Source organism: Pseudomonas sp. H2_A10 (assembly GCF_054680085.1).
This window is the reverse complement of record NZ_CP162821.1, coordinates 2,561,742-2,587,614: the sequence shown is the minus strand read 5'-3', so window position 1 is coordinate 2,587,614 and position 25,873 is coordinate 2,561,742. Positions and strand designations below refer to the sequence as shown.

The window sequence follows — 25,873 nt, the reverse complement described above, 5'->3', positions numbered from 1 at the left end:
GTCAGATTCCTTCCTTCAACCCACCATCGGCGGCCACCCGCAGGCTGAACAAGCCGCCATGGCCGACCTCCACGTTCAGCAGTTGCTCACGGGGCAACCCCCGCGCACGCGCCAGCAGCAAGCGCATCACGCCGCCATGGCTGATCAACAACACCCGCTTACCGGCATAGGCCTGATACAAGCGTGAGACAGCGCCCAGAACCCGCTCAGAAAATTCGCCCACCGGCTCGCCATCGGGCGGCGTAAAGCTGTAGGGATCGGCCCAGAACAGCCCCAGGCCTTCGGCATCGGTGTTCATCAACGCCGCCGCGCTCTGACCTTCCCAAGCGCCGAAATGCAGTTCTTGCAGATCGTTCTCCAGGCTCACCGGCAGGTTGAACCGCGCACCCAATTCATCGGCGAACCGCGCGCAGCGCTGCAATGGCGAACTGACCACCCGGTCCCAAGGTCCTCGCTGCGCCACTGCGGCGCGCATCTGCTCCCAGCCCCTGACGGTCAATGCGTCGTCCAGGCTGCCACGCAGGCCGCCGCCCAGTTCGGTTTCGCCGTGACGCAGCAGGTCCAGGTGCAAGGTCATGCCGGGCGGTCCGCTACGGCCGCTTCGGCAAAGGTCGCCATTTGCCCGTGCAACGCACAGGCCAGGCGCAGCAGCGGCACGGCCAACGCGGCGCCACTGCCCTCACCCAGGCGCAGGCCCAGGTCGAGCAACGGTTGCGCATCAAGGCTGTGCAACACGTGCCGATGGCCGGGCTCCGCCCCGCGATGGCCGAACAGCAACCAGTCGCGGCACGCCGGGTTCAACCGCGTGGCGACCAGCGCAGCGACGGTGCAGATAAACCCGTCCACCAGCACGACGATGCCTTCCTGGGCGCACGCCAGGTAGGCCCCCACCAATGCGGCAATCTCAAAACCGCCAAGATTGAACAGGGTGTGCAGGGCATCATCGCGCTGCCCGGCGTGCAGCGCCAACGCGCGTTCAATCACGGCCACCTTGTGGCTGACACCGTTGGCGTTCAAGCCCGTGCCAGGGCCGGTCAGGTCACTGGCCTGGCACTTGAGCAACGCACACGCCAGCGCACTGGCGGCGGTGGTGTTGCCGATGCCCATTTCGCCGCCGATAAACAATTGCGCAACGTTTTCACGGGCACGCAGCACGCTATCGCGACCCGCTTGCAGCGCCAATCTGCCCTGGGCAGCGGTCATTGCCGGGCCCTTGACGAAATTGGCGGTGCCGACGCCTATGTTCAGGTGATGCACGCCGGGCAAGTTCAGCGAAGGGTTCACCGTGCCGAGGTCCACCACTTCCAGCTGCGCGCCCAACTGACGCGCCAACACGCTGATGGCCGCACCGCCGGTGACAAAGTTATGCAGCATTTGCCCGGTGACTTCCTGGGGATAGGCCGACACGCCCTCGGCGACCACGCCGTGGTCACCGGCAAAAATAGCGATCCACAGCCGGTCCATCGACGGTTTGACCTGGCCCTGCAAGCCGGCCAATTGCACGGCCAGCGCTTCCAACTGGCCGAGGGAGCCGGCAGGTTTGGTCAATTGCTGTTGGCGCGCCAGCGCCTGCTCGTACGCAGAGGCGTCAATCGCCTTACACGGGTTGAGCCACCAAGTGTCAGTCATAACGCAGTACCTTTCAAAGTCAGGGGCAGGCCGGCAACGGTCAGGACCACGCGCTGACACCGTTCGGCCAAGGCTTGATGCAGCCAACCGGCTTCATCCACATAGCGGCGAGTCAATTCGCCCAGCGGCACGACACCCAGACCGGTCTCGTTGCTGACAAAAATGATTTCACCCGCCAGCGTGCCCAGGCTTTCCAACAATTGCTCGCGCTCGAACGCCAGGCGCTCCCGGTCTTCGAGCATGAGCAGGTTGGTCAACCACAACGTCAGGCAATCCACTAGCAGGCAGCGGCCGGGGGCGGCGTTTTCGCGCAGCACCCGCGCCAACTCGATCGGTTCTTCGATCAAGCCCCACTGCTCGGGGCGACGCTTGCGATGCAAGGCCACGCGGGTGTTCATCTCGCCGTCCAGCGGTTGGCTGGTAGCGATATAAATGACAGGCAACGCGCTGTCGCTGGCGAGTTTTTCGGCGAGGCGACTTTTACCGGAACGGGCGCCGCCCAGGATCAGTTGGTGCATGAGGCGACTCCACACAAGGTGCGCAACAAATCCGTATCCAGGTGGCGCTCCACCAGGTCCGCCAACCGCTCGATGTCGCGCTCGCGCAGGGCGTGGTAATCCACCGCCTGCACGTTGGCCAACCCCGCCCAGCGCAGCAAGGCGCTGCACGCGGCCGGGGTTTCGAACAGCCCGTGCAGGTAGGTGCCGAGGATCTGCCCGTCGGCACTCAGGGCGCCATCGGTACGGCCGTCATCCAAGTGCACGGCAGCGCTCGACAAGGCTTCGCCCGATGTTACGCCGGCATGGATCTCATAGCCGCTGACCTCGGCATCTTCCAGCAACAAGCGACCGCGAACGTTGCGCAGCTGTTTTTCGTGCTCCAGCGTGGTGCTGAACGCCAGCAGGCCCAGGCCATCGCTGGAACCCGCCGGCCCTTCCAGGCCCAACGGGTCGTGCACCTGCTCGCCAAGCATCTGCAAGCCGCCGCAAATACCGAGCACCTTGCCGCCATAACGCAGGTGCCGCGCCACGGCGGTGTGCCAGCCATTGGCGCGCAGATACGCCAGATCGCTGCGCACGCTTTTCGAGCCCGGCAGGATAATCAGGTCGGCGGCGGGTATAGGTTGGCCCGGCCCGACGAACTGCAGATCCACTTGGGGATGCAGGCGCAGCGGGTCGAAATCCGTATGGTTGCTGATGCGCGGCAACACCGGGACCACCACCTTGAGTACCTGCGCGGCCTTGTCGATCTGGCGATGGTCAATGCCGTCTTCGGCTTCCAGGTGCAGGTCCATCACGTACGGCAATACGCCCACTACCGGTTTGCCGGTACGCGCTTGCAGCCAATCGAGGCCAGGCTGCAGCAGCGCGATATCACCGCGAAAACGGTTGATGATGAAGCCTTTGACCCGCGCCTGTTCGCTGGGTGAGAGCAACTCCAGCGTGCCGACCAAATGGGCGAACACCCCGCCCCGATTGATATCGGCGATCAACAACACCGGGCAATCCACCGCCTCGGCGAAGCCCATATTGGCGATGTCGTTGGCGCGCAGGTTGATCTCTGCCGGCGACCCCGCCCCTTCCACCATCACCACCGGGTAGGCCTGGCTCAAGCGCGAGTGGGAAGCCAGCACCGCTTGCATCGCGATGGCTTTGTAGTCGTGATAGGCCACCGCGTTCATGCTGGTGACCGCACGGCCATGGATGATCACTTGGGAGCCGGTGTCGCTGTTGGGTTTGAGCAGCACCGGGTTCATATCGGTATGCGGCGCCAGGTTGGCCGCCTGGGCCTGCACCGCCTGGGCGCGGCCTATTTCGCCGCCTTCGGCGGTCACCGCACTGTTGAGCGCCATGTTCTGCGGTTTGAACGGTGCCACTGCAATGCCTTGGCGCACCAGCCAACGGCACAGCGCAGTCACCAGGGTGCTTTTACCCGCATCGGAGGTGGTGCCTTGCACCATCAGCGTACTCATGCAGCGTCCTTATAGGCAGCCAGCGCCGCGTCGAGGCGCAGCCAATCGACCTCGGTGTCGGGCAGGCCGAAGCGCAGGCTGCTGTCGTGCACAAACAGGCGCAGCAGAATGCCGCGCTGGGCCATGAATTCGTGCATGCGTTCGGCATGCGGAGTGATCAACCATTGGAACAAGGCGCAGCCGCCCTGCGGTTCAAAGCCATGGCGTTGCAGCAACTCGAACAAGCGCCGGCCGGCCTCCAGGCACCGGGCGCGCTGGTGCGCGTGGCCGGCGGTGTCGCGCAGGCACGCTTGGCCAAGCACCCGCGTCGGCCCACTGACCGCCCACGGCCCGACCTGCTCGGCGAGCAACTTGAGCAGCCGGCGCTCGGCCAGCACAAAGCCCAGCCGTACACCCGCCAGGCCGAAAAACTTGCCGAACGAGCGCAGTACAATCAGGCCAACCTGATGGGCCTGGCTCGCCAGGCTCAATTGCGGGGTCACGTCCATAAACGCTTCGTCCACCACCAGCCAGCCGCCGCGCTGGGCCAGCCGCGTGTGCCAATCCAGCAGGCGCTGCGGGCTGAGGCTCAGACCGGTGGGGTTGTTGGGGTTGACCACCACCAGCACATCGAGGCCATCGAGGAAAAAGTCGACTTCCTGCTCCTGCACCTCACGCACCACGTAACCCGCGCGGCGCCAAGCTTCGGCGTGTTCGGCGTAGCACGGCGATAACACGCCGACCTTGCCCGCACGGCGCAGGCGTGGCAGCAACTGGATCGCCGCCTGGGAACCGGGCACCGGCAACACGTGCGCCGCGCCGTAATACTCGCCGGCGGCCTGCTCCAGGCCGTCGTCGGTTTCCGGCAGGCGCGCCCAAGCGCGTAGCGGTATCTCGGGGATCGGCCAGGGCCAGGGCGCAAGGCCGCTGGAGAGATCCAGCCAGTTGGCCTCGGCAATCCCGTATTGAACCGACGCTTTGCGCAGCCGACCACCGTGTTCAAGCATAGAATTGCGCCCCCGCGCATAGGATCAGCAGCCACAGCCAAACGCCGCGCTGCACCAGTTGCCAGCCTCGTTCGATTGAATCGGCATCCGCCGCCGGGCCTTCGCCCAATGGCGGGCGCTGGTGCAGCTCGCCGTGATAAATCGCCGCACCGCCCAATTCGACGCCCAGTGCGCCGGCCCCGGACGCCATCACCGGCCCCGCGTTGGGGCTGTCCCATGTCGGCCCCTGGGTACGCCAGCATTTGAGCGCCAGGGCGGTTTTGCCCAGCACCGCGTAGGTCAAGGCCACCAGGCGCGCAGGAATGTAGTTCAGTACGTCGTCGATTTTCGCCGCCGCCCAGCCAAAGCGTTCGAAGCGCTCATTGCGATAGCCCCACATGGCGTCGAGGGTATTGCTCAAACGGTAGAGCACCACCCCCGGTACGCCAGCGACCACGAACCAGAACAACGCGGCAAACACCGCATCACTGCCGTTTTCGAGCACCGATTCGGTGGCGGCACGGGCTACTTCGGTGCTGTCCAGCTCGCTGGTCTGGCGGCTCACCAGGTAACTCACCCGCGTGCGCGCTTCATCCAGGTCATCGCTGCGCAACGCCTGGGCGACAGGCAGTACATGTTCACCCAGGCTGCGCATGCCGAGGGCACAGTACAGCGCCAGAATCTCCAGCGCCCACCCGATATAGGGCGCCCACGACAGCGCGGTGGCCAGCAGCGTCAACGGCACCACGGCGATAAACCATGCCGTCACGCCATGGCTGCGCCAGCCACGGCCACCGCTATTGAAGCGTTGCTCGATGCGCCCGGCAAAATTGCCGAACGCCACCAGCGGATGCCGACGCCTGGGTTCACCCAGCAGCGCATCCAACGCCACCCCGGCGACACACAGCAAGGCCACACTCATTGACTCGCTCCCCACGTATTCTCATACAACATGTCTTTCAGCGGCCGCGGTTCGGCCCAGCCTTCGAGCTGCAACATCGGTGCCGGATAGAATTCGGCCACCGGCCCCAGGCACAGCACGGCCAGGGGTTTGGCGCCGGGCGGCAGGCCCAGCAGATCGGCCAGGGCCTGGGGGTCGAACAACGATACCCAGCCCATGCCCAGCCCTTCGACACGGGCAGCCAGCCATAGATTCTGGATCGCACAGGACAGCGAAGCCATGTCCATTTCCGGCAAGGTACGGCGGCCGAAAATGTGCCGCTCGCGATCATCCATCAACGCCGCCACCAGTACTTCAGCGCAGTCGTGAATGCCTTCGACCTTGAGCTTCATGAATTCATCGGAACGTTCGCCCAGGGCTTGGGCGGTGCGCACGCGCTCTTCTTCGACCACTTGCTGGATTTGCCCACGCAGGTGGCGGTCGCTGATGCGGATAAAACGCCACGGCTGCATCAAACCCACACTGGGTGCCTGATGCGCGGCCTGGAGCAGGCGATGAAGCAATTCGGGAGCCACCGTACCGCCGCTGAAGTGGCGCATGTCGCGGCGCTCGGCGATGGCGCGGTAGACGGCGTCGCGGTCGGCCGGGGCAAATGCGTTGTCGGTCATGGCCCTATCGAGGGCAAGCCCCCTCCCACATTGGGTGCAAACAAGGCGGCGACCGCTGATGGGTTCGATGGGAAATAAAAGTGCACATAAGAGGCTGTCATCCGCCCCTGTCGGTAAACCGCCTCGGCACCGCGCCCACCGTTAGGGCTCAGGCCACGGGCAATCGGCTGGCACTCGGTGCTGGTCAGGGAATGGTGATACGTGTGCCCACGCAACACGCCTTCCGGCAGTTCGACGCTTTGCAGGGCCAGGGCCGCGAGTTTCTTTTGCATCACCGCATCGCCCGGTAAAAGGCCGAGCAGTTCGGCACGGTTGCCGTCGACGTCGGTGAGCGAGTCCAGCAGGTAGAGCATGCCGCCGCATTCGGCGAGCAACGGCTTGCCGGCGGCGTGGTGGGCGCGGATGGCAGCGAGCATAGGGGTATTTTCCGACAGCGCCTGGTGGTGCAGTTCCGGGTAACCACCGGGCAGATAGAGGCTGTCGGCGTCGGGCAGTGCGTGATCATGGATCGGCGAAAAGAAGCTCAACTGAGCCCCCATCGCTCGCAGCAGGTCGAGGCTGGCGCCGTAGGTGAACGCGAAGGCTTCGTCACGGGCGACGGCGATGCGCACGCCCTTGAGCAATGGCTCCGCCTCGATCACCTGCGGTGCGGCGAAGGCCACCGGCGGCGGCAGCGCGACTTCGCAACTGCTGCCCAGGGCCTGGGCGGCGGCGTCCAGGCGCACATCGAGATCATTCAATTCGCTGGCCTGCACCAGCCCCAGGTGACGGCTGGGCAGCTCGATACCGGTCTCACGTGACAACGCGCCGTACCAGCGCAGGCCTTCGGTGAGGCTGCCTTCGAGCAACTGCGCATGGCGCAGCGTGCCGACGCGGTTGGCCAGTACCCCGGCAAACGGCAGGTCCGGCTGATAGCGCGCCAGGCCCAATGCCAGCGCGCCAAAGGTCTGGGCCATGGCGGTGCCGTCGATCACGCCCAACACCGGCACGCCGAAGTGCCGCGCCAGGTCGGCGCTGGACGGCGTGCCGTCGAACAGGCCCATCACGCCCTCGATCAGGATCAGGTCCGCCTCCCCCGCCGCTTCCCACAACAAGCGGCGACTTTCCTGCTCGCCCACCATCCACATGTCCAATTGATAAACCGGCGCACCGCTGGCGCGCTCATGGATCATCGGGTCCAGAAAGTCCGGGCCGCATTTGAACACGCGCACGTTGCGCCCCAGGTTGCGATGCAAACGGGCGAGCGCGGCGGTGACGGTGGTTTTGCCCTGGCCGGACGCCGGAGCGGCGATCAATACAGCCGGGCAATGACGGGGCGGGTTCACAGTTCGACGCCCTTCTGTGCCTTGATACCGGCCTGGAACGCATGCTTGAGCATGCCCATTTCAGTGACGGTGTCGCCCATTTCGATCAACTCGGGCTTGGCGCCACGGCCGGTGACGACCACGTGTTGCATCGGTGGGCGGGCTTGCAGGTCGCTCAGAACATGATCGAGGTCGAGGTAGCCATGCTTGAGGGCAATATTGAGCTCATCCAGCACCACCAGGCCAATGGACGGGTCTTGCAGTAATTGGCGCGACACGGCCCAGGCGGCTTCGGCGGCGGCAATATCGCGCTGCCGGTCCTGGGTTTCCCAAGTGAAGCCTTCGCCCATCACGTGAAAGCGCACTTGCTCGGGGAAACGGCGGAAAAACAATTCTTCGCCGGTACTGTTACGCCCCTTGATGAACTGCACCACGCCGCACTGCATGCCATGGCCCATGGCGCGGGCGAGCATGCCGAATGCCGAGCTGCTCTTGCCTTTGCCATTACCGGTGAGCACCAATAGCAAGCCGCATTCATTGGGTGAATTGGCGATGCGCTCGTCGATCACGGCTTTTTTGCGCAGCATGCGTGCCAGGTGGCGTTCATCGCGGTCGGGGGTATCGGTCATGGCAGCTCTCCGTTGGGGCTGAACAAAAACGGCGGGCAGGGAAAAGAAAAAACAGACAGCCAAGCATCGCCCACCGTGATGCTGTTGGATGATCCTGGCCGGTCTCCGGGCTCATGAGTGGCGTTCTGAAGCGAACAGGTCGACGCTGCGCCTTCCCATATCGCGAGCGATACAGTGGCTCAATGCAGGGTCTTGACTCATTTACCGTTGCGGGGGCAGCGCCGGAATTGCGGCGGCGCTGTGTATAAGCGCGCTCACTCACCGGCTTCCCTGTTTCACTCTGTCGACCCACGGGTCACAGAGCACCTGGAACAAGCGGCGAAGGTTAGTGGGTTGGAGGGCTAGCTGCAAGCGTCAAGCCTAAAGCTACAAGCAGGCATTGCGCCGTCTTGCAGCTTTAAGCGTGCAACGTGGCATTGATTCTAAGGATTACGCGCCAGATTGCCCGGCAATACGCGCTTGGCACTCAGGTAAGCATTCTGCCAATACGCTTTGGACAGGGTGTCCAGTTTCACCGTGCCACCGGTTTGCGGCGCATGGACAAAGCGACCTTCACCCACGTAGATCCCAGCATGGCTGACCTGCGAGCCACCACCGGTGGCGAAGAACAATAGGTCGCCGGTTTGCAGGTTCTGCTCGCTCACATCCTGGGCGCGCATCACGATCAGCTCGCGCGTGGTGCGTGGCAGGGAAATGCCGGCGGCGTCGCGGTAGACGAAGCCGATCAGACCGCTGCAATCAAAACCGGAGTCTGGCGTGTTACCGCCCCAGCGATAAGGCGTGCCGACCAGGCCCAGCGCACGAAAGAGCACGTCTTCGGCAGCAGGCGAAAAGTTCTGGGTGGAATAATTGAACACCGGCTTGGGCTTGACCGCGATGGGCGCGGGCGGCGGTGTGCGGCTGGCGCAGGCGCTGAGAAGCGCGGCGCAAACAATTAGAATCAGGCGGGCCGAGGTCGACATGTGCAGAACAATCCTGGTCTGGATGCGGCTTTCGCTGCCGAACGCTGAAAACCAGAACGCGCAAGCAAAGCTCGCGCGAACGGGTTACAACAATATCCAGGGATTCTAGCGCTTACGCGTCAAACTTCAAGTATCACTTTAAGTTTACTTACTGGCGGTAACCGTAGTCGGGGCCATGGCGAGTGCGCGCTTGGCTTCGATGAAGGTTTTGCTCCAGTAGCTGTCACCCAGGCTGTCGACTCGCACACCGCCACTGCGACGGCTGCTGGAGTGGATAAACTGGTTGTCACCCAAGTAGATACCGGCGTGACTGACACGACCACGGCCTGCCGTACTGAAGAAAAGCAGATCACCGGGCTTGAGGTTGTTGCGTGCGACCAACGGTGCTTTCACGTTGATCATTTCGCGCGTGGAGCGTGGCAGGTTCATGCCGGCTTCTTCGCGAAACAGATAGCCGATAAAACCGCTGCAATCGAAACCGGCTTCGGAGGTACCTCCGAAACGGTAACGGGTACCGATCAGGGACATGCCGCGTTCTAGGATACTGTCGGCCAGAACTGGAAGCTGGTAAGGCTTGTTGCCGGAGAAATCGGCCAGTTCTTTCTCGGTTGCCAGCTCTTCTTCATAAACGGAAGCAGACTGCGCAGCGACGAATTTTGCCTGGGACTGTTGTTGAGGCTTCTGCTGCTCTGCCACTTGTTGAGGGTGGGAGGCGCAACCAAACAACAGGGTAACGAGTGCGAGAGGCACGAGGGGTGCGAAGCGATTTAGCATGGGCACGACCGTGGCTGATGTGTAAAGAAGCCGAGACTATGCCCTCTATCACATCGATTTGCAAATTCAATCGTGCGCTATGTGACTTCGCGATTGGACCGTGACATCTAAGCCCTGATTCCAATTAATGACGTAAATGCGTAGCCCGCCGGGCTCAGACGTAGGTTTTCTGGCGCCTGAAAAGTGCCGAATCGTGACAAATCAACGTGTTACCAACCCAACGTCTCTTTGAGAAAAGGGATCGTCAATTTTCGTTGCGCCTGCAAAGAGGCCTGATCGAGCTGCTCAAGCAAATCGAACAAGGCGCTCATGCTGCGGGTACCGCGGGTGAGGATAAAGTGCCCCACTTCGTCGGTGAGGTGCAGGCCACGACGGGATGCACGCAATTGCAGGGCGCGCAGCTTGTCTTCGTCGGACAGGGGGCGCATCTGGAAGATCAGCGCCAGGGTCAGGCGTGACTTGAGGTCGGCCAACTTGACCGGCAATTCCCGAGGCGACGTGGCGGCGGCAATCAGCAAGCGCCGGCCGCTGTCACGCAAGCGATTGAATAAATGGAACAGCGCCTCTTCCCAATCCGCCTTGCCGGCGATCACCTGCAGGTCATCCAGGCACACCAGTTCGTACTGTTCAAGGTTGTCGAAGATGCCGATGCCGCGATCCATCAGCTCAGCCAACGGCAGGTATACCGCCGGCTCACCCATTTGCTCGAAGCGCAGGCAGGCGGCCTGCAACAGGTGGGTACGCCCCACGCCATGCTTGCCCCACAGATAGATCAGGCTTTCAGTCCACCCGGCGTCGGCTTCGCAGAGCCGCTCGACATAGCCGAGTGCAGCGGCATTGGCGCCTGGGTAGTAATTGATAAAGGTGGCGTCATCACGCAGACGCACACCTAAGGGCAGCTGAATCGGTTTCATGCTGACTGAACGGCTCCCATCGAACCGTTAGTGGCCTCTGTGTAAAGTTTGCAAAGTTTATACCCGTGAAGCCGGGCGCACAATGCAGCAGACCACAAGCAAAATCAAAGGTTTGCGTTAACTTGCCGGTTTTTTGCGGTTTGTTTGACGGCACAGGGCCATAAACGCCAAACCCGGCCGAAGCCGGGTTTGTGACGCCGCGATTACAACTCGGGGTCTTCGACGCCCGTGTACACCTCGGAATCCTTGTACAAATCATGTACATGGCGCACCAGCACCATAATCACCGCCGCCACCGGCAGCGCCAGGAGGATGCCCGTAAAGCCAAACAGCTCGCCGCCCGCCAGGATCGCAAAGATCACCGCCACGGGGTGCAGGCCGATTCGATCGCCCACCAGCAATGGGGTGAGCACCATGCCTTCCAGGGCCTGGCCGACCATGAATACCGCAACAATGCCCAGCATCGGGTAAAGGTCACCGCCAAACTGGAACAGCCCGGCCACCAGCGCCGCACCGATACCAATCACAAACCCCATGTACGGCACGATGGCGGCCAAGCCCGCGATCAGGCCGATCAACAGGCCCAGCTCCAAGCCTATCGCCATCAAGCCGGCGGCGTAGATGATCCCCAGTGCCAGCATCACCAGCAACTGCCCGCGCACGAACGCCCCGAGCACTTCATGACACTCACCGGCCAGGGCGACGATGCGCTCCTCGCGGTTGCGCGGCAGCAGGCTGCGGATCTTGGCCATCATCACATCCCAATCGCGCAGCAAATAGAACGCTACCACCGGGATCAGCACCAGGTTGGTCAGCCAGCCGATCAATGCCAGGCTGGAGGCGGTGGCCTGGCTGAGGATCACACCCACGATATCGGTGGTCTGGCCCATATGTTCGCTGATCGCCGCCTTGACCTTGTCGAACTTCCAGAAGCCGTCCGACAGCCCGAGCTTGGCCTGGGCCCACGGCATCGCCGTGTGTTGCAACCAGTCGAGCATCTGTGGCGCCAGTTCATAGAGGCGGAACAATTGCTTGGCCAACATCGGCACCAGCACCAATACCAACGCGGTGATGATCAGGGTAAACAGCGCGAACACCGCGACAACCCCCAAGGTCCGCGACAGCCCGACCTTCTCCAGGCGATCCACCACGGGATCGAACAGATAGGCGAGCAGCAACGCAACCAGGAACGGCGTCAGGATCGAATGCAGCAAGAACACAAAAACGCACAGCAGGACAATCCCGCCAAGCCACACCCAACGACGCGTATCCGCCATACACCACTCCATGCTTCTATCTATATAAGGAAGAACTGTTTACCAACGAAACCGCAGTTGCGCCTGAGGCTCAGGTGCGGCGGGCGGTTGCGCGCCTGGCGCTAACGGTTGCGGCGCAGGCTCGCCCGCGGGAATTTCCTGCAACTTGGCCAGGCTCAACTGGGTGCGCAACTGATCGGCGCTGCCATTGACGCGATACACGATGCGATCGCCCTCCACACGCAGCGGCTGGCCACCAAACGGCTCAAGCAAATGCCCCAGCGCCGCATAGCGTTCCAGGGTCATGCCCTGCACTTGCAGCAATTGTTCGGTGCTCACGCCCGGCTTGACCGCAAAACGCGGCGCCAGCTTTTGGCTGATCGCCAGCATCACCGCGTCGGCCACGGCGCCGGTATCGGCACCTTGGGCGGTGCCCTGCTCGCTCTTGTCACCCAGCCACAGGCGCCATTTGGCTTGCCATTGGTTGCCTTCCTGGCGCGCATGTACCGCCAGCAAGGCGTCGGCACCGTAACGTTCGGAAGCGGCGCGCAAGGGGGTGGCATCGGCGCTTTCCAGGTTCGGCGCGGTGGCCACGACCTGCTCGTCCAGATCCCCCAGGGGCAGGCGCAGCGGCAAACCGCGATGTTGTGCCGCGCGGCGCAGGGCCTGGGCAACGCTCTGGCCATCGCCTACCAGGCTGCTGCCTTCGGTGGAATCGTTGAGCCACCAGCCGAGGATCGACGGCCGATTGCTGCCCCAGATCGACAGGCCCGCGTCACGCAGGGCGCGGTCGGTGCTGACCGGATCGAAGTCCACTTGCAGGCTCTCGGGCGGCCCGGCGTCATAGCCATATTGGGTGATGATTTGCTGCGGGTCCTTGCGAATCGCCGCCAGGCCCGGGCCCTCGGCGGCTTTGGCGTCGCCGGTCAGGCGGATCACCATCGTCTGCACCGCACGCTGGGTGGCCTGATCGCGCTCTTGCGGCGATTGGCTGCTAACCGGTTCAAGTACTTGATACAGGCCATTGAGGGTTTCGGCATGACTCGCCAGGCTGACCAACGACAAGCAGCCCACAAAGAAGAATTTACACAGACGCATGGAAGATTCCCGAACGACAAATTTAGCGGCTGGAACAGACCGCATGAACTCGGTTTGCCATGGCTGTGACCATGGCGACCGACAAAACATTCACAGGGCCTCGGTAAGTTTTCGCGCAGTCATAACGATAGCGGGTTCAAGGCTATACCTTAATACGGCCCGAAGCAGAGCCGATTAGCATTTTTTTAACGCGCTTTTTTCAGCTATATAGCCCTGCCCGTCGGCCCGAGGATGGCCGCTGCCCCTCAAGCCTGATAAAATCGCGCGCCTTCGCAGACCGTCAACGGCTGGGCCTTTTACCAAAAGCGCCTGCCCGCTCGGTCGTTACCCAGAAATCCCCCCTAAAGGCCTGGATCATGAGCAAGCAACCCTCCCTGAGCTACAAGGACGCCGGTGTAGACATCGACGCCGGTGAAGCATTGGTCGAACGCATCAAGAGCGTCGCCAAGCGCACTGCGCGCCCCGAAGTCATGGGCGGCCTGGGCGGTTTTGGCGCCCTCTGCGAAATCCCGGCCGGCTACAAACAGCCTGTATTGGTGTCCGGCACCGACGGCGTGGGCACCAAGCTGCGCCTGGCACTGAACCTGAACAAGCACGACAGCATCGGCATCGACCTGGTGGCCATGTGCGTCAACGACCTGGTGGTGTGCGGCGCCGAGCCGTTGTTCTTCCTTGACTATTACGCCACCGGCAAGCTCAACGTCGAGACCGCTACCCAGGTAGTGACCGGCATTGGCGCGGGTTGCGAACTGTCGGGTTGCTCGCTGGTCGGTGGCGAAACCGCCGAAATGCCCGGCATGTACGAAGGCGAAGACTACGACCTGGCTGGCTTCTGCGTCGGCGTGGTAGAGAAAGCCGAAATCATCGACGGCTCCAAAGTGACGGCCGGCGACGCCCTGCTCGCCCTGCCATCGTCCGGTCCGCACTCCAACGGTTACTCGCTGATCCGCAAGATCATCGAAGTGTCCGGTGCCGACATCGAGAATATCCAGCTCGACGGCAAGCCGCTGACCGACCTGCTGATGGCCCCGACCCGCATCTACGTCAAGCCACTGCTCAAGCTGATCAAGGACACCGGCGCGGTCAAGGCCATGGCCCACATCACTGGAGGCGGCCTGCTGGACAACATCCCGCGCGTGCTGCCAAAAGGCGCCCAGGCGATTGTCGACGTAGCCAGCTGGCAGCGTCCTGCGGTCTTCGACTGGCTGCAGGAAAAAGGCAACGTCAACGAAACCGAAATGCACCGCGTGCTGAACTGCGGCGTGGGCATGGTGATCTGCGTGGCCCAGGAGCACGTCGAAACCGCGTTGAACGTATTGCGTGAAGCCGGCGAGCAGCCTTGGGTCATCGGCCAGATCGCCACCGCTGCCGAAGGCGCGGCTCAGGTTGAACTGAAGAACCTCAAGGCTCATTAATGTCTCAGACCTGTGATGTCGTGGTGCTGCTTTCCGGCACCGGCAGTAACTTGCAGGCCCTGATCGACAGCACGCGCACCGGCGACAGCCCGGTGCGCATCGCTGCGGTGATCTCCAACCGCAGCGACGCCTATGGCCTGCAACGCGCCAGAGACGCGGGTATCGAAACCCGCTCGCTGGATCACAAGGCTTTCGAAGGCCGCGAGGCCTTCGATGCCGCCTTGATCGAACTGATCGACGCCTTCAATCCAAAACTCGTGGTACTGGCCGGTTTCATGCGCATCCTCAGCGCTGATTTCGTTCGGCACTATGAAGGGCGCCTGCTCAATATCCACCCTTCCCTGCTGCCCAAATACAAAGGCATGCACACCCACCAGCGCGCACTCGATGCCGGTGACAGCGAACATGGCTGCAGCGTGCATTTTGTCACCGAGGAACTCGATGGCGGGCCTCTGGTCGTACAGGCAGTGGTTCCGGTAGAGTCTGACGACTCGGCGCAGACGCTTGCGCAACGGGTCCATACCCAGGAACACAGGATTTACCCGCTGGCGGTACGCTGGTTTGCCGAGGGGCGATTGATTCTTGGTGACCAGGGTGCATTATTGGACGGTCAGCTACTCGCGGCCAGCGGCCACTTGATTCGAACCTAGGAGATTTTATGCGTCGCGCCTTGCTCTTCGCTTTCGCTCTGTTTGCCTTGCCTGCCGTGCAAGCGGCAGACCTTCACCCTTTCTCCGCCAGCTACACCGCCGACTGGAAACAGCTGCCCATGAGTGGTTCGGCTGAACGCAGCCTGACCAAGAATGGCGACGGTACGTGGACCTTGAATTTCAAGGCCTCGATGATGATCGCCAGCCTGACCGAAACCAGCGTCATCCAGTTTGACAAGGACGCCCTGCAACCCAAGAGCTACAGCTTCGAGCGCGGCGGCCTGGGCAAGGCCAAGAAGATCAACCTGGACTTCGACCAGACCGCTAAGAAAGTCACCGGCTTTGAAAACAAAGACCCGGTCAACGTGCCCCTGCAAAGCGGCATGCTCGACAAGTCGACCTACCAACTGGCGCTGCAGCGCGATGTGGCGGCCGGCAAAAAGAGCATGAGCTACAACGTGGTGGAAGGCACCGACGTCGACACCTACGACTTCCGTGTGATCGGCCCGGAAAAGGTCCAGACCAAGGTCGGTTCCATTGATGCGATCAAGGTCGAGCGCGTGCGCGACCCGACGCAAAGCAAGCGCATCACCCAGATGTGGTTTGCCAAGGACCAGGGCGGCATTCTGGTTGCATTGCGTCAGGTGGAAACCGACGGCAAGGAATACAACATCATGCTGCAGGACGGTACCGTTGACGGTAAGGCCGTCAAAGGCAGCTGATTGCGCAGATGAGCTGAACCGGAGCCTCGCTGAATGCGGGGCTTTTTTTCGCCTGGATATTTTGTGTTGAAGCTTCTACCGCCATCGGGAGCGAGCCCCTCCCAGTTTTGGACTGCGAACACTTTTAAATGTGGGAGGGGCTTGCTCCCGATAGCGGCGGCATGACCCACCCAGCCCTATCAAGCTGCCATACAACATGAAACTTCTGTCATAAACCGTCAAAGCCGTTTACTTAGCAAGCTAACAAATCATATAACAAAGGCCTGCGACGACTTGCCGCAGGTCCACCAGAGATTGGAGCAAGCAGATGACTGTAAAAGTAACTGAACGCGACGACGAACATATGTCCCACGAAGCCTTGGGCCATGGGATTCACATCTGGGATGTACACCAACAAGACCTGCTGGTCGGCATGTTCCATAACGAGAGCGACGCTCATAATTATAAAAACGAGCTCGAAGCCCTTGAGATGCAACGTCAGCCGCAAAGCTCCTGAAACGCTGAAATCGCGCCAATGCCCAGGCCCCACGCAGCCTGGGCACTGCAACCAAAAAACCCGTCTTTGAACGGGTTTTTTGCTTTTCCAAGCCCCCTGCTCCCCCGCATGAGCGCTGCAACTGCTCTAAAACACGGCCCTGGGGAAATGTTTCCAACAAATATATGTAACAACAAATAGACAATTGGTAATGGTTCTCGATAACATCCCGACGCGTTTTACCTAGCCCCACGAATAAGGAATTCGATTGTGACGCACGGAAACTGCAGGACGCCGGAGATTTCATTGCTGGAACGTTGGACGCAGGCACTTGCTACCCCACAGTTTCAAACCGATCGCATCTCCCTCGACTCATTGGTCTGCACGCTGGCCCCCGCCGCCGAGCGCAGCTTTCAACGCTTGGTCCAGGCACTGTTTCGTGAAGGCCTATTGGCCTGCGACGCCCTTGCTTACAACGAGCGCGGTCAATGCTCGCTGGCACTCCCGGACCACAGCCACCTGCGTTTCGATCACCTTGTTCCCGGACGCATGGGCAGTTGGGACCTGCGCGGTCACGTCACCCTCTGCCGCGCAGATCAGCCTGCACAAAAAATTCAGTTCCCTTCGCAGCTGTTGACGCTGCTCAACGGTTGCCTTGAATCGCCCGCCACCTCAGAGGTACTGGCCCGGCTCAACACAGAGATCGACGACAGCTTCGTCAACGACACCCTGTGCCTCGCCTTCCATGAGCAGTGGACACTCAAGCTGCACGCCGCCATGGCCCCTGCGCATCAACACAACCTGCTCAGCCATCTCAAGCACGACCCTAGCGTCAGCAACCCTACCTCGGTGCTTGAACAGTGGGGCACGCTGGGCCATCCGTGGCATCCCAACTACAAAACCAAACTGGGTTTGAGCACGCACCAGGTCATCGACTTTTCGCCGGAATTCGAAGCTCGTTTCCCCGTGCTCCTGTGTGCGCTGCACCGCCAGTTCGCGCATGTCGAGACATTGGCCGGTACGGCGGATTATTGGCCGTGGTGGCAACACCACTTCCCACAGGCCGCCCAACAACTGACCGCGCAGTTGGCATCCCAGGGGCTTGAGGCCAGCGACTATCTTCCATTGCCGGCCCACCCTTGGCAGGCACGCCAGGAATTGCCGCAACTGTTCGCCAACGAAATTGGCGACCGCCTGCTGGTGCTGACCGACATCGTCGCGTTCAACGCCCACCCCACCATGTCCTTCCGAACCGTGCTGCCCGAGGGCCGGCGCGACGCGCCGATGGTCAAACTGCCGGTTTCACTGCGACTGACCAGTGTGCAGCGCACTGTTTCACCCCGTTCGGCCCGTATGGGCCCGCGCATCAGCCATCTGTTGCAGACCATTTTGAAGCGCGAGCCTGCGATTCAGAAAATGCTCAGCATCGTTCCCGAGCGCATCGGCGTGCACTTCAAGCCTCAGCCCGCCAATGACGAAAGCTCCCGCCACTTGGCCGTGCTCTACCGCGACAACCCGCTGAGCCTGCTCGCGCCCGGCGAAATGGCCGTGCCCGTGGGCAGCCTGTTTGCCATCGACCAGCATGGGCAACCCCTGCTGAGGCAATGGGTACGCCTGAGCAAAGGCATTGACGACGCGGATGCGATGCTCGCCTTCTTTCGGGACTACGCCGCGATCACGGTGCCGGCGCTGCTGGGTATGTACCTGCGCTACGGTGTGGCTTTCGAGGCCCATCAACAAAATGCCTTTATGGTCATGGCGGCGGATGGGCAACCGAACCGCCTGTTGTTGCGTGACTTCGGTGATATCCGGATCGACCGCAAGACCTTGCACGCCCAAGGTCTTGACATCGAACTGCACGATCCCAAGATGACCCTGTACGACGACGCGAGCTTCGTGCGTGACAAGCTCTTGCACACGGTCTTCATGTGCCATCTGGGAGAGCTGGTGTTGCTCAGCGCCCGCTACTTCGATATTCCCCAGGCGTTGCTATGGGATGAACTGTCGGCGCAGGTCAACCAGTGTTTTGATGATTTGCGCAGCCAAGTCGAACCGCAGCGCTGGGAGACTGAACGCAAAGCGCTGCTGGAGCAGGACTGGCCGGCCAAGTCGTTTATGCGCATGCGCTTGCTTGAAAGCCATGCCGACATTGTGGGTCGCCTGCCGAACCCGCTGAGCAGCCTCGCCCGTGCAGGCTAACCACACTGCGCTACGCCTGCTGGTGGTGATTCAGTTGGTGTCCATGGGGGCCATGGAAATGAGCGGGCCGTTCTGGCCGCTGCAAATCCAGAAGCTGCTGGGAGTTGCCGACGCCCACTACACCGGCCTGCTGTCGTCCCTGGTATATGCCGGGCCGATGATGGCGGCGATGCTGCTCACGCCGATGTGGGGGCGCCTGGGTGATCGTACCGGCCATAAGCCGATGATCATCCGGGCATTGCTGGCGCTGGCGGTGTGCCAGGCGTTGGCTGCCTTCACCACCGACCCGTGGCTACTGGTGGCCATCAGAGTGGCACAAGGTGCACTGGCCGGCTTCATTGCCGCGGCCCAAGCCTATGCGCTGGCCTGCTGCGGCGATGGCGGGCGCGGCCACATTTTGGCGCGCCTGCAATCGGCCACCGCCGTGGGCTCGCTGGCCGGGCCAGTGCTGGGCGGCTGGCTGATGGATATCTCGGGCTTCGCCCTGCTGTGCTACAGCGCTACCGCGGTCTGCTTGTTGTGCGCGGTGATCAGCCTGTTCTTGCCGGGCGATACGCAGCACGTGCGGCCGGCGCGTACCACGCCCGCCAGCGCGCTGCCCAAGGGCTGGCTGGGCGCAATGCTGGGAATCATCGTGCTGATTCAAGCCGCCAAGATGATGCCGCAACCGTTTTATGCCCTATACGTCGCCGACGTATTACACGCCCCGGCGTGGCTGATCGGTGCCAGCTATGCCGCCAGTGCGCTCACCCTGGCAGTGTCCGCTCCGTTGTGGGGGCGCCTGTTCGACCGTCATCAGCCGGCGCAGACGCTACGCATCATCGAATGGGTCACGTGGTCCTGCGCCCTGACGTTGGCCTTGACGGCGATCGCAAGCGAATGGCTGGGGTTCCTCGCCAGCCGGTTGATATGGGGCGTGTGGCAAGGCGCTTTGTTGCCGGTCGCGTACACCCTCATCGCCAATACCGTGGCGCCCAGCCAACAAGGTTTCGCGCTCGGCCTGGGCAACAGCGCCGCCAAAGCCGGCGCGCTGTGCGGCGTCCTGATCGGCGGTATCGGCATGGGCCTAGTCGGTCTGGCTCATAGCTTCTGGCTGGTAGCACTCACGTATGCCCTGGCCGCCCTGGGTATCCGCGCAATCCGTTCGTTCACCCGAACGCCCGAAACATCGCGTTTTTCTGTCAATACTTCTAATAACTGAAAGGCAAGGTCATGAACAAATCGCAATGGGCGGTTTTGCTGCCCCTCCTCGGATCGATCAGCGCGCCGACCTGGGCCGATCAATCCGAGCAAACGCAGGCAGCCCCCACCAACCTGCAGCTACAGGCCACAGTGGTTTCCGCCACACGCAGTGAAACCAGCATTGCAGCGATCCCAGGCTCCGTGCAGGTCATCGACGAAAATCAGATTCGCCAGCAGGCAGGCGCGGGGCGCCGGGTCGCCGACATCCTCGGCCAGTTGGTACCGGGCATTTCGCCTTCCAGCGGCGGTATGAGCAACTTCGGCCAGACACTGCGCGGGCGCAGTACGCTGATCCTGATCGACGGCGTGTCCCAGAACGCAACGCGCGATAACTTCCGTCAGCTCAACAGCGTGGCGCCGGAAAGCATTGAACGTATCGAAGTGATATCCGGCGCCAGCAGTGTCTATGGCGCAGGCGCATCGGGCGGCATCATCAACATCATCACCAAGCGCAACAAAGGTGAAGACCTGGCGTTCAGCAGCAAGCTCGGCATGACCTCCGGCAACAACCTCAGCCACAAGGGCTTCGCCTACGAGGCCTTTCAGAGCGCAACGGGCCGTCAAGGCCCCGTGGACTGGTACTTATCGGCCAACACCGTACAACGCAACGACCAGTTTGACGGCAACGGCAAGCGCATTCCCCAGGACACGTCCCAGGGCAGCAACATGGACACCGACACCTACGACCTGCAAGGTCGTTTCGGCTATGAGTTGGATGACGACAAGAAGATCAGCCTGTCACTGCAAGACTACAAAGACGAACAAGACACCCGCTACACCAAGAACCCACGCATCACCAGCAATGCCGTCGCGGTAAAAGGCCTGGACCTGGATGACCAGCCTTATACCCACAACCAGGCGGTCAATCTCAACTACACCGATAAGGATTTCTACGGTCAGGGCTTACAGATCGAAAGCTACTGGCGGCGCGCCGACGCGCTGTTCTTCCCGGACCTGTCGCGCGGCCGCGCCGGCGTGGCCGACAACAACAGTGTGCAAGATGTGTATGGGCTGCGCGCGGCGATTGACAGCCAGATGCCAGACATCGGCCCGGCAACCGGCAACCTGGTGTGGGGCGCGGACTATGACCATGAAACCTCACGCCAGCGCGGCGACCAATACCGCGTCAATGGCCTGACCTACACCAAGACCGGCACTACCTTCGAACTGGGCCCGGACATCGAGACCACCACCAAAGCCATTTTTGGTCAGCTGTCCTACGACATCGGTGACTGGACCCTGCGTGGCGGTGTGCGTCGCGAGTGGATCGAAAGCGACGTTGCCGACAGCATCGCCTACGGGGAAATCGTTCAGACCGGCAACCGTGCAACCCTGCCCGGCGGCACCCTTAAATACGATGACACGCTCTACAACCTCGGCGCGGTGTATCACCTGAGTGAAAACCAGGACGTGTTCGCCAACTTCAGCCAGGGCTTTTCGCTGCCGGATATCCAGCGCTTCCTGCGCGACGTCAGCAGCACCTATGACATTCAGAAACTCAACGCACAAGCGCTCAAGGTCGATAGCTACGAGTTGGGCTGGCGTGGCAATTGGGACAAGTGGCTGGCCAACGTAACGGCCTATGAGAACACCTCGGATGTCACCCAGTTCTACGACGCAAACGATCGTGTGCTGCGCCTGGTCAACCAGAAAGAGCGGGTGCGCGGCATCGAAACCAGCCTCACCTACAACGTGACCGAGCAATGGTCGGTTGGCGGCACCTACGCTTACGCCAAAGGTGAAACCAAGCAAAACGGCAAATGGATCGACCTGCCCGCCACGCGTATCTCGCCGGCCAAGACCACCGTCTTCGTCGGTTATGACCACGATGACTACAGCCTGCGCCTGCAAGGCATGCAACTGGCGGACTATGACGCTGCGTTCAAAGACAACAATGGTCGCGATATAAAAGGCTATACGTTGGTCGACCTGCTGGGCTCAGTGCGGTTGCCGGTCGGGCGCCTGGAAGGGGCGATCTACAACCTCAGCGACCGCAACTACCAGAACATGTTCGCCCAGGCCAACGCACGCGCGCCTTACCCGAATGCTCAAGGGCGCACGTTCAGCCTGAGCTATGCGGTGGATTGGTGATTGCTTGATGTAGCCCGCGGTCGGCCATACGCCGCGTAGAAACGACAAACCCCGCCTGTTGAGCGGGGTTTGTCGTTTACGGGGTTAGCGCCTTACCACATCAGATCATCCGGGATCTGGTAGGCCGCATACGGGTCATCCTCATCCGGCACCTGGCTTTCGGTCAGGATATTGAGCTGCACAATACGCTCCGGTGCCCGTTCCTGGATCTTCAGCGCCGCTTCACGGGGGATCACCTCGTAACCGCCACCGTGGTGCACGATCGCCAGTGAGCCGTTGCTCAGCTTGTTGCGCATCAGCGTATTGACCGACAGGCGCTTGACCTTCTTGTCATCCACGAAGTTGTAGTAGTCCTCGGTGGTCAGCTTGGGCAGGCGCGAGGTCTCGATCAGTTGCTTGACCTGCGCCGTGCGCGCCTTGGCCTCGGCTTTTTCCTGCTGCTGGCGGTTCAGCTCCTGATCGCGCTTGACCTTCTCGGCCTGCGCTTCCTGGGCCAGGCGCGCCTGGGTGTCATCAACCTCGGCCTGACCTTTGTGAACCAGGCGCTGCTGCTTCTGTTTCTCTTTGCCGACCTGCTTGGCCTGCTTTTGGTTGACCAGACCTGCTTTGAGCAACTGGTCGCGAAGGGAAAGGCTCATGGTGCTTACTCACTTAGGCAACTGCTCAACCGCAGCTGGACACGTTCTTTTCCTGACGTTTGGCTTCGCCCCAGAGGGCGTCCAATTCTTCAAGGGTGCAATCTTCTATGGGACGCTGGGTATCGCGCAATGCCTGTTCGATAAATCGGAAACGTCGTTCGAACTTGGCATTGGCGCCACGCAGCGCGGTTTCCGGGTCGACCTTCAGGTGCCGGGCCAGGTTGACCGCCGCAAACAGCAGGTCACCGACCTCATCGGCAATGGCCGCCGAGTCGTTATCGGCCATGGCTTCGAGCACTTCATCCAGCTCTTCGCGCACGTTATCCACCACCGGCAAGGCGGATGGCCAGTCGAAGCCGACCTGGCTGGCGCGTTTTTGCAATTTGGCGGCACGGGATAACGACGGCAATGCGCCAGGCACATCATCCAGCAGGGAGAGCTGCTCCGGCGCGTCAGACTTTTGTGCACGCTCCTCGGCCTTGATCTGCTCCCAGCGCAGCTTGACCTGCTCTTCGCTCAATTGCGGGATATCCAGCGGCGCATACAGGTCGCCCGTGGGGAACACGTGCGGGTGGCGACGGATCAGCTTGCGAGTGATGCCGTCGATCACCCCGGCAAATTCGAAACGCCCTTCTTCCCGCGCCAGCTGGCTGTAATACACCACCTGGAACAGCAGGTCGCCCAGTTCACCTTGCAGATGGTCGAAGTCACCGCGCTCGATGGCATCGGCGACTTCGTAAGCCTCTTCCAGGGTGTGCGGCACGATGCTCGCGTAGGTTTGCTTGATGTCCCACGGGCACCCGTATTGCGGGTCCCGCAGGCGATTCATCAAGTGCAGCAGGTCATCCAGTGAATACATCAGTCTCTTTCCGATCAAGTACGAACACTGCCGATCAACTGTGGGAGGGGGCTTGCTCCCGATGAGGGTGGATCAGTCAGTACCTATATCGACTGACCCACCGCTATCGGGAGCAAACCCCCTCCCACACGTTGGAACCGTGTTCATCCAGCTATTCATGAGGGTGTGCGGTTGCGCCGGGTCTCGATGATGTTCGGCAACTGGGAAATACGCCCCAGCAACCGCCCCAACGCGTCCAACCCCGGGATCTCGATGGTCAAGGACATCAACGCCGTGTTGTCCTCTTTATTCGAGCGGGTATTGACCGCCAGTACGTTGATCCGCTCATTGAGCAGCACTTGCGACACGTCACGCAGCAAACCGGAACGGTCGTAGGCACGGATGATGATGTCTACCGGGTAGGTGAGCACCGGCACCGGGCCCCAACTGACCTGGATAATCCGCTCCGGCTCGCGCCCGCCCAGTTGCAGCACCGAGGCACAGTCCTGGCGGTGAATGCTCACGCCACGGCCCTGTGTGATGTAACCGACGATGGCGTCGCCCGGCAGCGGCTGGCAGCAACCGGCGATTTGCGTGAGCAGGTTGCCCACGCCCTGGATCTGGATATCGCCGCGCTTGCCGGGCTTGTAGCCGGTGGCTTTGCGTGGGATCAGTTCCAACTGTTCGTTGCCGCGTTCGGGCTCGACCAGTTGCTGGGCCAGGTTGACCAGTTGCGCCAGGCGCAGGTCGCCGGCGCCAAGGGCGGCGAACATGTCTTCGGCGATCTTCATGTTGGCCTTTTCGGCCAGCTTGTCGAAGTCCACCTGAGGCAGGCCCAGGCGCGCCAGTTCGCGTTCGAGCAAGGTCTTGCCGGCGGCGACGTTCTGGTCGCGCGCCTGCAGCTTGAACCAGTGCACGATCTTGGCCCGCGCCCGCGAGGTGGTGATGTAACCCAGGTTCGGGTTCAGCCAGTCGCGGCTTGGCGTGCCGTGTTTGCTGGTGATGATCTCGACCTGCTCACCGGTCTGCAGGCTGTAGTTGAGCGGCACGATGCGCCCGTTGATCTTCGCGCCCCGGCAGTTGTGGCCGATTTCGGTGTGTACGCGGTAGGCGAAGTCCAGCGGCGTGGCCCCCTTGGGCAGGTCGATGGCGTGGCCGTCGGGGGTGAAGATATAGACCCGGTCCGGCTCGATATCCACCCGCAGCTGTTCGGCCAGGCCGCCGATGTCACCCAGCTCTTCATGCCATTCGAGCACTTGGCGCAGCCAGGAGATTTTTTCTTCGTATTGATTGGAGCCGGCCTTGACGTCGGTACCCTTGTAGCGCCAGTGCGCGCATACGCCCAGCTCTGCCTCTTCGTGCATGGCGTGGGTGCGGATCTGCACCTCGAGCACCTTGCCCTCGGGGCCGATCACCGCCGTGTGCAACGAGCGATAGCCGTTTTCCTTGGGGTTGGCGATGTAGTCGTCGAACTCCTTGGGGATGTGCCGCCACAGGGTGTGCACGATGCCCAGCGCGGTGTAGCAGTCGCGCATTTCCGGCACCAACACGCGCACGGCACGCACGTCGTAGATCTGGCTGAAGGCCAGGCCCTTGCGCTGCATTTTGCGCCAGATGGAATAGATGTGCTTGGCGCGGCCGCTGATGTCGGCATCGACGCCGGTGGCCTGCAATTCGGCACGCAGTTGGCCCATCACGTCGGTAATGAAGCGTTCGCGGTCGAGCCGCCGCTCATGCAGCAACGTGGCGATCTGCTTGTATTGATCGGGCTCCAGGTAGCGGAAGGACAAATCCTCCAGCTCCCATTTGATATGGCCAATACCCAGGCGGTGCGCCAACGGCGCGTAGATGTCGAAGACTTCGCGGGCGACGCGGTTGCGCTTTTCGTCGTCGGCGGTCTTCACCGCACGAATCGCGCAGGTGCGTTCGGCCAGCTTGATCAGCGCGACGCGTACGTCGTCGACCATCGCCACCAGCATCTTGCGCAGGTTCTCGACCTGGCCCTGGGTGCCCAACACCAGGGACTGGCGCGGGCTGAGGCTGGCGCTGATGGCAGCCATGCGCAGCACGCCGTCGATCAGCTTGGCCACCACGGAGCCGAAACGCTGGCCCACGGTGGCCAACGGGATGTGCCCTTCGCGCACGCCGCGATAGAGCACGGCGGCGATCAGCGAATCCTGGTCCAGCTTGAGGTCGGCGAGGATCTCGGCGATCTCGCAGTCGGTGCGAAAGCTGGAAGTGCCCTCGGCCCACAGGTTCTTGGCCGCATTGTCTTGCTGTTCAGACTCACGAGCGAACTCGCAGGCTGCTTTCAAGGCTTCACGGTCCAGTGCCGGATCGACACTGACGGCATGATCCAACCATGCCTCGAGATTGATACTGCCGTCAGTGTTGATCGGCTGGTGTGCTCTCACCTGTACCATCTTGCTTACCTTCCCTATGACGCATCTTCGATGCGCCAGAATCATCGCCGACCTTTTACTGCGAGCTCCGTGGCAGTTCACAGGCCTTGGAGAACGCAGGCCAGTCGG

The 25,873-nt window shown here is 61.8% G+C and carries 24 protein-coding genes and 1 riboswitch; of the genes, 7 read left to right on the top strand and 17 right to left on the bottom strand.

The window, feature by feature from the left end:
- Position 1: 1 nt before the first annotated feature.
- From cobC to AB4O23_RS12020, 14 genes are all read right to left on the bottom strand, one after another.
- Positions 2–577: an alpha-ribazole phosphatase family protein gene (cobC, locus tag AB4O23_RS12085; RefSeq protein ID WP_065878096.1), complete on the bottom strand. Its 576-nt coding sequence runs from the start codon at positions 575–577 to the stop codon at positions 2–4.
- Positions 574–1,629, bottom strand: coding sequence for a nicotinate-nucleotide--dimethylbenzimidazole phosphoribosyltransferase (cobT, locus tag AB4O23_RS12080; protein ID WP_460063327.1), 1,056 nt, complete (start codon positions 1,627–1,629; stop codon positions 574–576). The genes cobC and cobT overlap by 4 nt, the downstream gene beginning before the upstream one ends.
- Positions 1,626–2,147, bottom strand: a complete 522-nt coding sequence (cobU, locus tag AB4O23_RS12075) for a bifunctional adenosylcobinamide kinase/adenosylcobinamide-phosphate guanylyltransferase (RefSeq protein ID WP_068938080.1) — start codon at positions 2,145–2,147, stop codon at positions 1,626–1,628. Before cobU ends, cobT begins: the two co-directional genes overlap by 4 nt.
- Positions 2,135–3,601, bottom strand: coding sequence for a cobyric acid synthase (locus AB4O23_RS12070; RefSeq protein ID WP_065878100.1), 1,467 nt, complete (start codon positions 3,599–3,601; stop codon positions 2,135–2,137). The genes cobU and AB4O23_RS12070 overlap by 13 nt, the downstream gene beginning before the upstream one ends.
- Positions 3,598–4,587, bottom strand: a complete 990-nt coding sequence (cobD, locus tag AB4O23_RS12065) for a threonine-phosphate decarboxylase CobD (protein ID WP_065878102.1) — start codon at positions 4,585–4,587, stop codon at positions 3,598–3,600. Before cobD ends, AB4O23_RS12070 begins: the two co-directional genes overlap by 4 nt.
- Positions 4,580–5,488 carry an adenosylcobinamide-phosphate synthase CbiB gene (gene cbiB, locus AB4O23_RS12060; RefSeq protein ID WP_017527572.1) on the bottom strand — a complete coding sequence of 303 codons (909 nt, stop codon included), beginning with the start codon at positions 5,486–5,488 and terminating at the stop codon, positions 4,580–4,582. Before cbiB ends, cobD begins: the two co-directional genes overlap by 8 nt.
- A complete protein-coding gene (bluB, locus tag AB4O23_RS12055; protein ID WP_017527571.1) occupies positions 5,485–6,135 on the bottom strand; it encodes a 5,6-dimethylbenzimidazole synthase in 651 nt (216 codons plus the stop codon). Before bluB ends, cbiB begins: the two co-directional genes overlap by 4 nt.
- Positions 6,132–7,460: a cobyrinate a,c-diamide synthase gene (locus AB4O23_RS12050; protein WP_065878104.1), complete on the bottom strand. Its 1,329-nt coding sequence runs from the start codon at positions 7,458–7,460 to the stop codon at positions 6,132–6,134. The genes bluB and AB4O23_RS12050 overlap by 4 nt, the downstream gene beginning before the upstream one ends.
- Positions 7,457–8,068 (bottom strand): cob(I)yrinic acid a,c-diamide adenosyltransferase, encoded by a 612-nt coding sequence (gene cobO, locus AB4O23_RS12045; RefSeq protein ID WP_065878106.1) that lies wholly within the window; start codon positions 8,066–8,068, stop codon positions 7,457–7,459. Before cobO ends, AB4O23_RS12050 begins: the two co-directional genes overlap by 4 nt.
- 79 nt (positions 8,069–8,147) lie before the next feature.
- A riboswitch (cobalamin riboswitch) is annotated at positions 8,148–8,393 on the bottom strand.
- Positions 8,394–8,490: 97 nt separating this feature from the next.
- Positions 8,491–9,030, bottom strand: a complete 540-nt coding sequence (locus AB4O23_RS12040; protein WP_017527568.1) for a C40 family peptidase — start codon at positions 9,028–9,030, stop codon at positions 8,491–8,493.
- Positions 9,031–9,174: 144 nt separating this feature from the next.
- On the bottom strand, positions 9,175–9,804 hold the full coding sequence (locus tag AB4O23_RS12035; protein WP_065878108.1) for a C40 family peptidase: 630 nt from the start codon (positions 9,802–9,804) through the stop codon (positions 9,175–9,177).
- A 209-nt stretch (positions 9,805–10,013) separates the two neighbouring features.
- Positions 10,014–10,718, bottom strand: a complete 705-nt coding sequence (gene hda / locus AB4O23_RS12030) for a DnaA regulatory inactivator Hda (protein WP_017527566.1) — start codon at positions 10,716–10,718, stop codon at positions 10,014–10,016.
- Between the two features lie 203 nt (positions 10,719–10,921).
- Entirely contained in the window at positions 10,922–11,995 is a 1,074-nt protein-coding gene (locus AB4O23_RS12025; RefSeq protein WP_460150497.1) for an AI-2E family transporter, read from the bottom strand.
- Between the two features lie 39 nt (positions 11,996–12,034).
- The gene (locus AB4O23_RS12020; protein ID WP_068938079.1) at positions 12,035–13,072 is read right to left on the bottom strand and encodes a DUF2066 domain-containing protein; all 1,038 of its coding nucleotides are present in this window, start codon (positions 13,070–13,072) and stop codon (positions 12,035–12,037) included.
- A gap of 356 nt (positions 13,073–13,428) precedes the next feature.
- On the opposite strand from AB4O23_RS12020, the gene purM reads away from it, so the two are divergent.
- From purM to AB4O23_RS11985, 7 genes are all read left to right on the top strand, one after another.
- Positions 13,429–14,487 carry a phosphoribosylformylglycinamidine cyclo-ligase gene (purM, locus tag AB4O23_RS12015; protein WP_065878114.1) on the top strand — a complete coding sequence of 353 codons (1,059 nt, stop codon included), beginning with the start codon at positions 13,429–13,431 and terminating at the stop codon, positions 14,485–14,487.
- Positions 14,487–15,137: a phosphoribosylglycinamide formyltransferase gene (gene purN / locus AB4O23_RS12010; RefSeq protein ID WP_017527562.1), complete on the top strand. Its 651-nt coding sequence runs from the start codon at positions 14,487–14,489 to the stop codon at positions 15,135–15,137. Before purM ends, purN begins: the two co-directional genes overlap by 1 nt.
- A gap of 8 nt (positions 15,138–15,145) precedes the next feature.
- Positions 15,146–15,859: a DUF3108 domain-containing protein gene (locus AB4O23_RS12005; protein WP_017527561.1), complete on the top strand. Its 714-nt coding sequence runs from the start codon at positions 15,146–15,148 to the stop codon at positions 15,857–15,859.
- A gap of 307 nt (positions 15,860–16,166) precedes the next feature.
- Positions 16,167–16,355 (top strand): hypothetical protein, encoded by a 189-nt coding sequence (locus tag AB4O23_RS12000; protein WP_017527560.1) that lies wholly within the window; start codon positions 16,167–16,169, stop codon positions 16,353–16,355.
- Between the two features lie 249 nt (positions 16,356–16,604).
- Positions 16,605–18,533, top strand: a complete 1,929-nt coding sequence (locus AB4O23_RS11995; RefSeq protein WP_116079394.1) for an IucA/IucC family protein — start codon at positions 16,605–16,607, stop codon at positions 18,531–18,533.
- Positions 18,523–19,734, top strand: a complete 1,212-nt coding sequence (locus tag AB4O23_RS11990; protein ID WP_017527558.1) for an MFS transporter — start codon at positions 18,523–18,525, stop codon at positions 19,732–19,734. Before AB4O23_RS11995 ends, AB4O23_RS11990 begins: the two co-directional genes overlap by 11 nt.
- Before the next feature lie 11 nt (positions 19,735–19,745).
- Positions 19,746–21,866, top strand: a complete 2,121-nt coding sequence (locus AB4O23_RS11985) for a TonB-dependent receptor (protein ID WP_460069773.1) — start codon at positions 19,746–19,748, stop codon at positions 21,864–21,866.
- Between the two features lie 92 nt (positions 21,867–21,958).
- Here AB4O23_RS11985 and AB4O23_RS11980 read toward each other — a convergent pair whose 3' ends face one another.
- From AB4O23_RS11980 to relA, 3 genes are all read right to left on the bottom strand, one after another.
- Complete coding sequence (locus AB4O23_RS11980; RefSeq protein WP_017527556.1) at positions 21,959–22,504, bottom strand: DUF2058 domain-containing protein; 546 nt, start codon at positions 22,502–22,504, stop codon at positions 21,959–21,961.
- A 25-nt stretch (positions 22,505–22,529) separates the two neighbouring features.
- On the bottom strand, positions 22,530–23,363 hold the full coding sequence (gene mazG, locus AB4O23_RS11975) for a nucleoside triphosphate pyrophosphohydrolase (RefSeq protein ID WP_017527555.1): 834 nt from the start codon (positions 23,361–23,363) through the stop codon (positions 22,530–22,532).
- A 155-nt stretch (positions 23,364–23,518) separates the two neighbouring features.
- Positions 23,519–25,765, bottom strand: a complete 2,247-nt coding sequence (gene relA, locus AB4O23_RS11970) for a GTP diphosphokinase (protein ID WP_460150495.1) — start codon at positions 25,763–25,765, stop codon at positions 23,519–23,521.
- Positions 25,766–25,873: the final 108 nt, after the last annotated feature.

Bases quoted from the DNA above. Each gene is read 5' to 3' on its own strand.
- AB4O23_RS12005 (WP_017527561.1), top strand. From the start codon at position 15,146: ATGCGTCGCGCCTTGCTCTTCGCTTTCGCTCTGTTTGCCTTGCCTGCC.
- cobD (WP_065878102.1), bottom strand. From the start codon at position 4,587: ATGCTTGAACACGGTGGTCGGCTGCGCAAAGCGTCGGTTCAATACGGG.
- AB4O23_RS11980 (WP_017527556.1), bottom strand. From the start codon at position 22,504: ATGAGCCTTTCCCTTCGCGACCAGTTGCTCAAAGCAGGTCTGGTCAAC.
- AB4O23_RS12035 (WP_065878108.1), bottom strand. From the start codon at position 9,804: ATGCTAAATCGCTTCGCACCCCTCGTGCCTCTCGCACTCGTTACCCTG.
- purN (WP_017527562.1), top strand. From the start codon at position 14,487: ATGTCTCAGACCTGTGATGTCGTGGTGCTGCTTTCCGGCACCGGCAGT.
- hda (WP_017527566.1), bottom strand. From the start codon at position 10,718: ATGAAACCGATTCAGCTGCCCTTAGGTGTGCGTCTGCGTGATGACGCC.
- AB4O23_RS12025 (WP_460150497.1), bottom strand. From the start codon at position 11,995: ATGGCGGATACGCGTCGTTGGGTGTGGCTTGGCGGGATTGTCCTGCTG.
- AB4O23_RS12000 (WP_017527560.1), top strand. From the start codon at position 16,167: ATGACTGTAAAAGTAACTGAACGCGACGACGAACATATGTCCCACGAA.
- cobO (WP_065878106.1), bottom strand. From the start codon at position 8,068: ATGACCGATACCCCCGACCGCGATGAACGCCACCTGGCACGCATGCTG.
- cobC (WP_065878096.1), bottom strand. From the start codon at position 577: ATGACCTTGCACCTGGACCTGCTGCGTCACGGCGAAACCGAACTGGGC.
- cobT (WP_460063327.1), bottom strand. From the start codon at position 1,629: ATGACTGACACTTGGTGGCTCAACCCGTGTAAGGCGATTGACGCCTCT.
- mazG (WP_017527555.1), bottom strand. From the start codon at position 23,363: ATGTATTCACTGGATGACCTGCTGCACTTGATGAATCGCCTGCGGGAC.
- AB4O23_RS12070 (WP_065878100.1), bottom strand. From the start codon at position 3,601: ATGAGTACGCTGATGGTGCAAGGCACCACCTCCGATGCGGGTAAAAGC.
- AB4O23_RS11985 (WP_460069773.1), top strand. From the start codon at position 19,746: ATGAACAAATCGCAATGGGCGGTTTTGCTGCCCCTCCTCGGATCGATC.
- purM (WP_065878114.1), top strand. From the start codon at position 13,429: ATGAGCAAGCAACCCTCCCTGAGCTACAAGGACGCCGGTGTAGACATC.
- bluB (WP_017527571.1), bottom strand. From the start codon at position 6,135: ATGACCGACAACGCATTTGCCCCGGCCGACCGCGACGCCGTCTACCGC.
- AB4O23_RS12020 (WP_068938079.1), bottom strand. From the start codon at position 13,072: ATGCGTCTGTGTAAATTCTTCTTTGTGGGCTGCTTGTCGTTGGTCAGC.
- relA (WP_460150495.1), bottom strand. From the start codon at position 25,765: ATGGTACAGGTGAGAGCACACCAGCCGATCAACACTGACGGCAGTATC.
- AB4O23_RS12040 (WP_017527568.1), bottom strand. From the start codon at position 9,030: ATGTCGACCTCGGCCCGCCTGATTCTAATTGTTTGCGCCGCGCTTCTC.
- cbiB (WP_017527572.1), bottom strand. From the start codon at position 5,488: ATGAGTGTGGCCTTGCTGTGTGTCGCCGGGGTGGCGTTGGATGCGCTG.
- cobU (WP_068938080.1), bottom strand. From the start codon at position 2,147: ATGCACCAACTGATCCTGGGCGGCGCCCGTTCCGGTAAAAGTCGCCTC.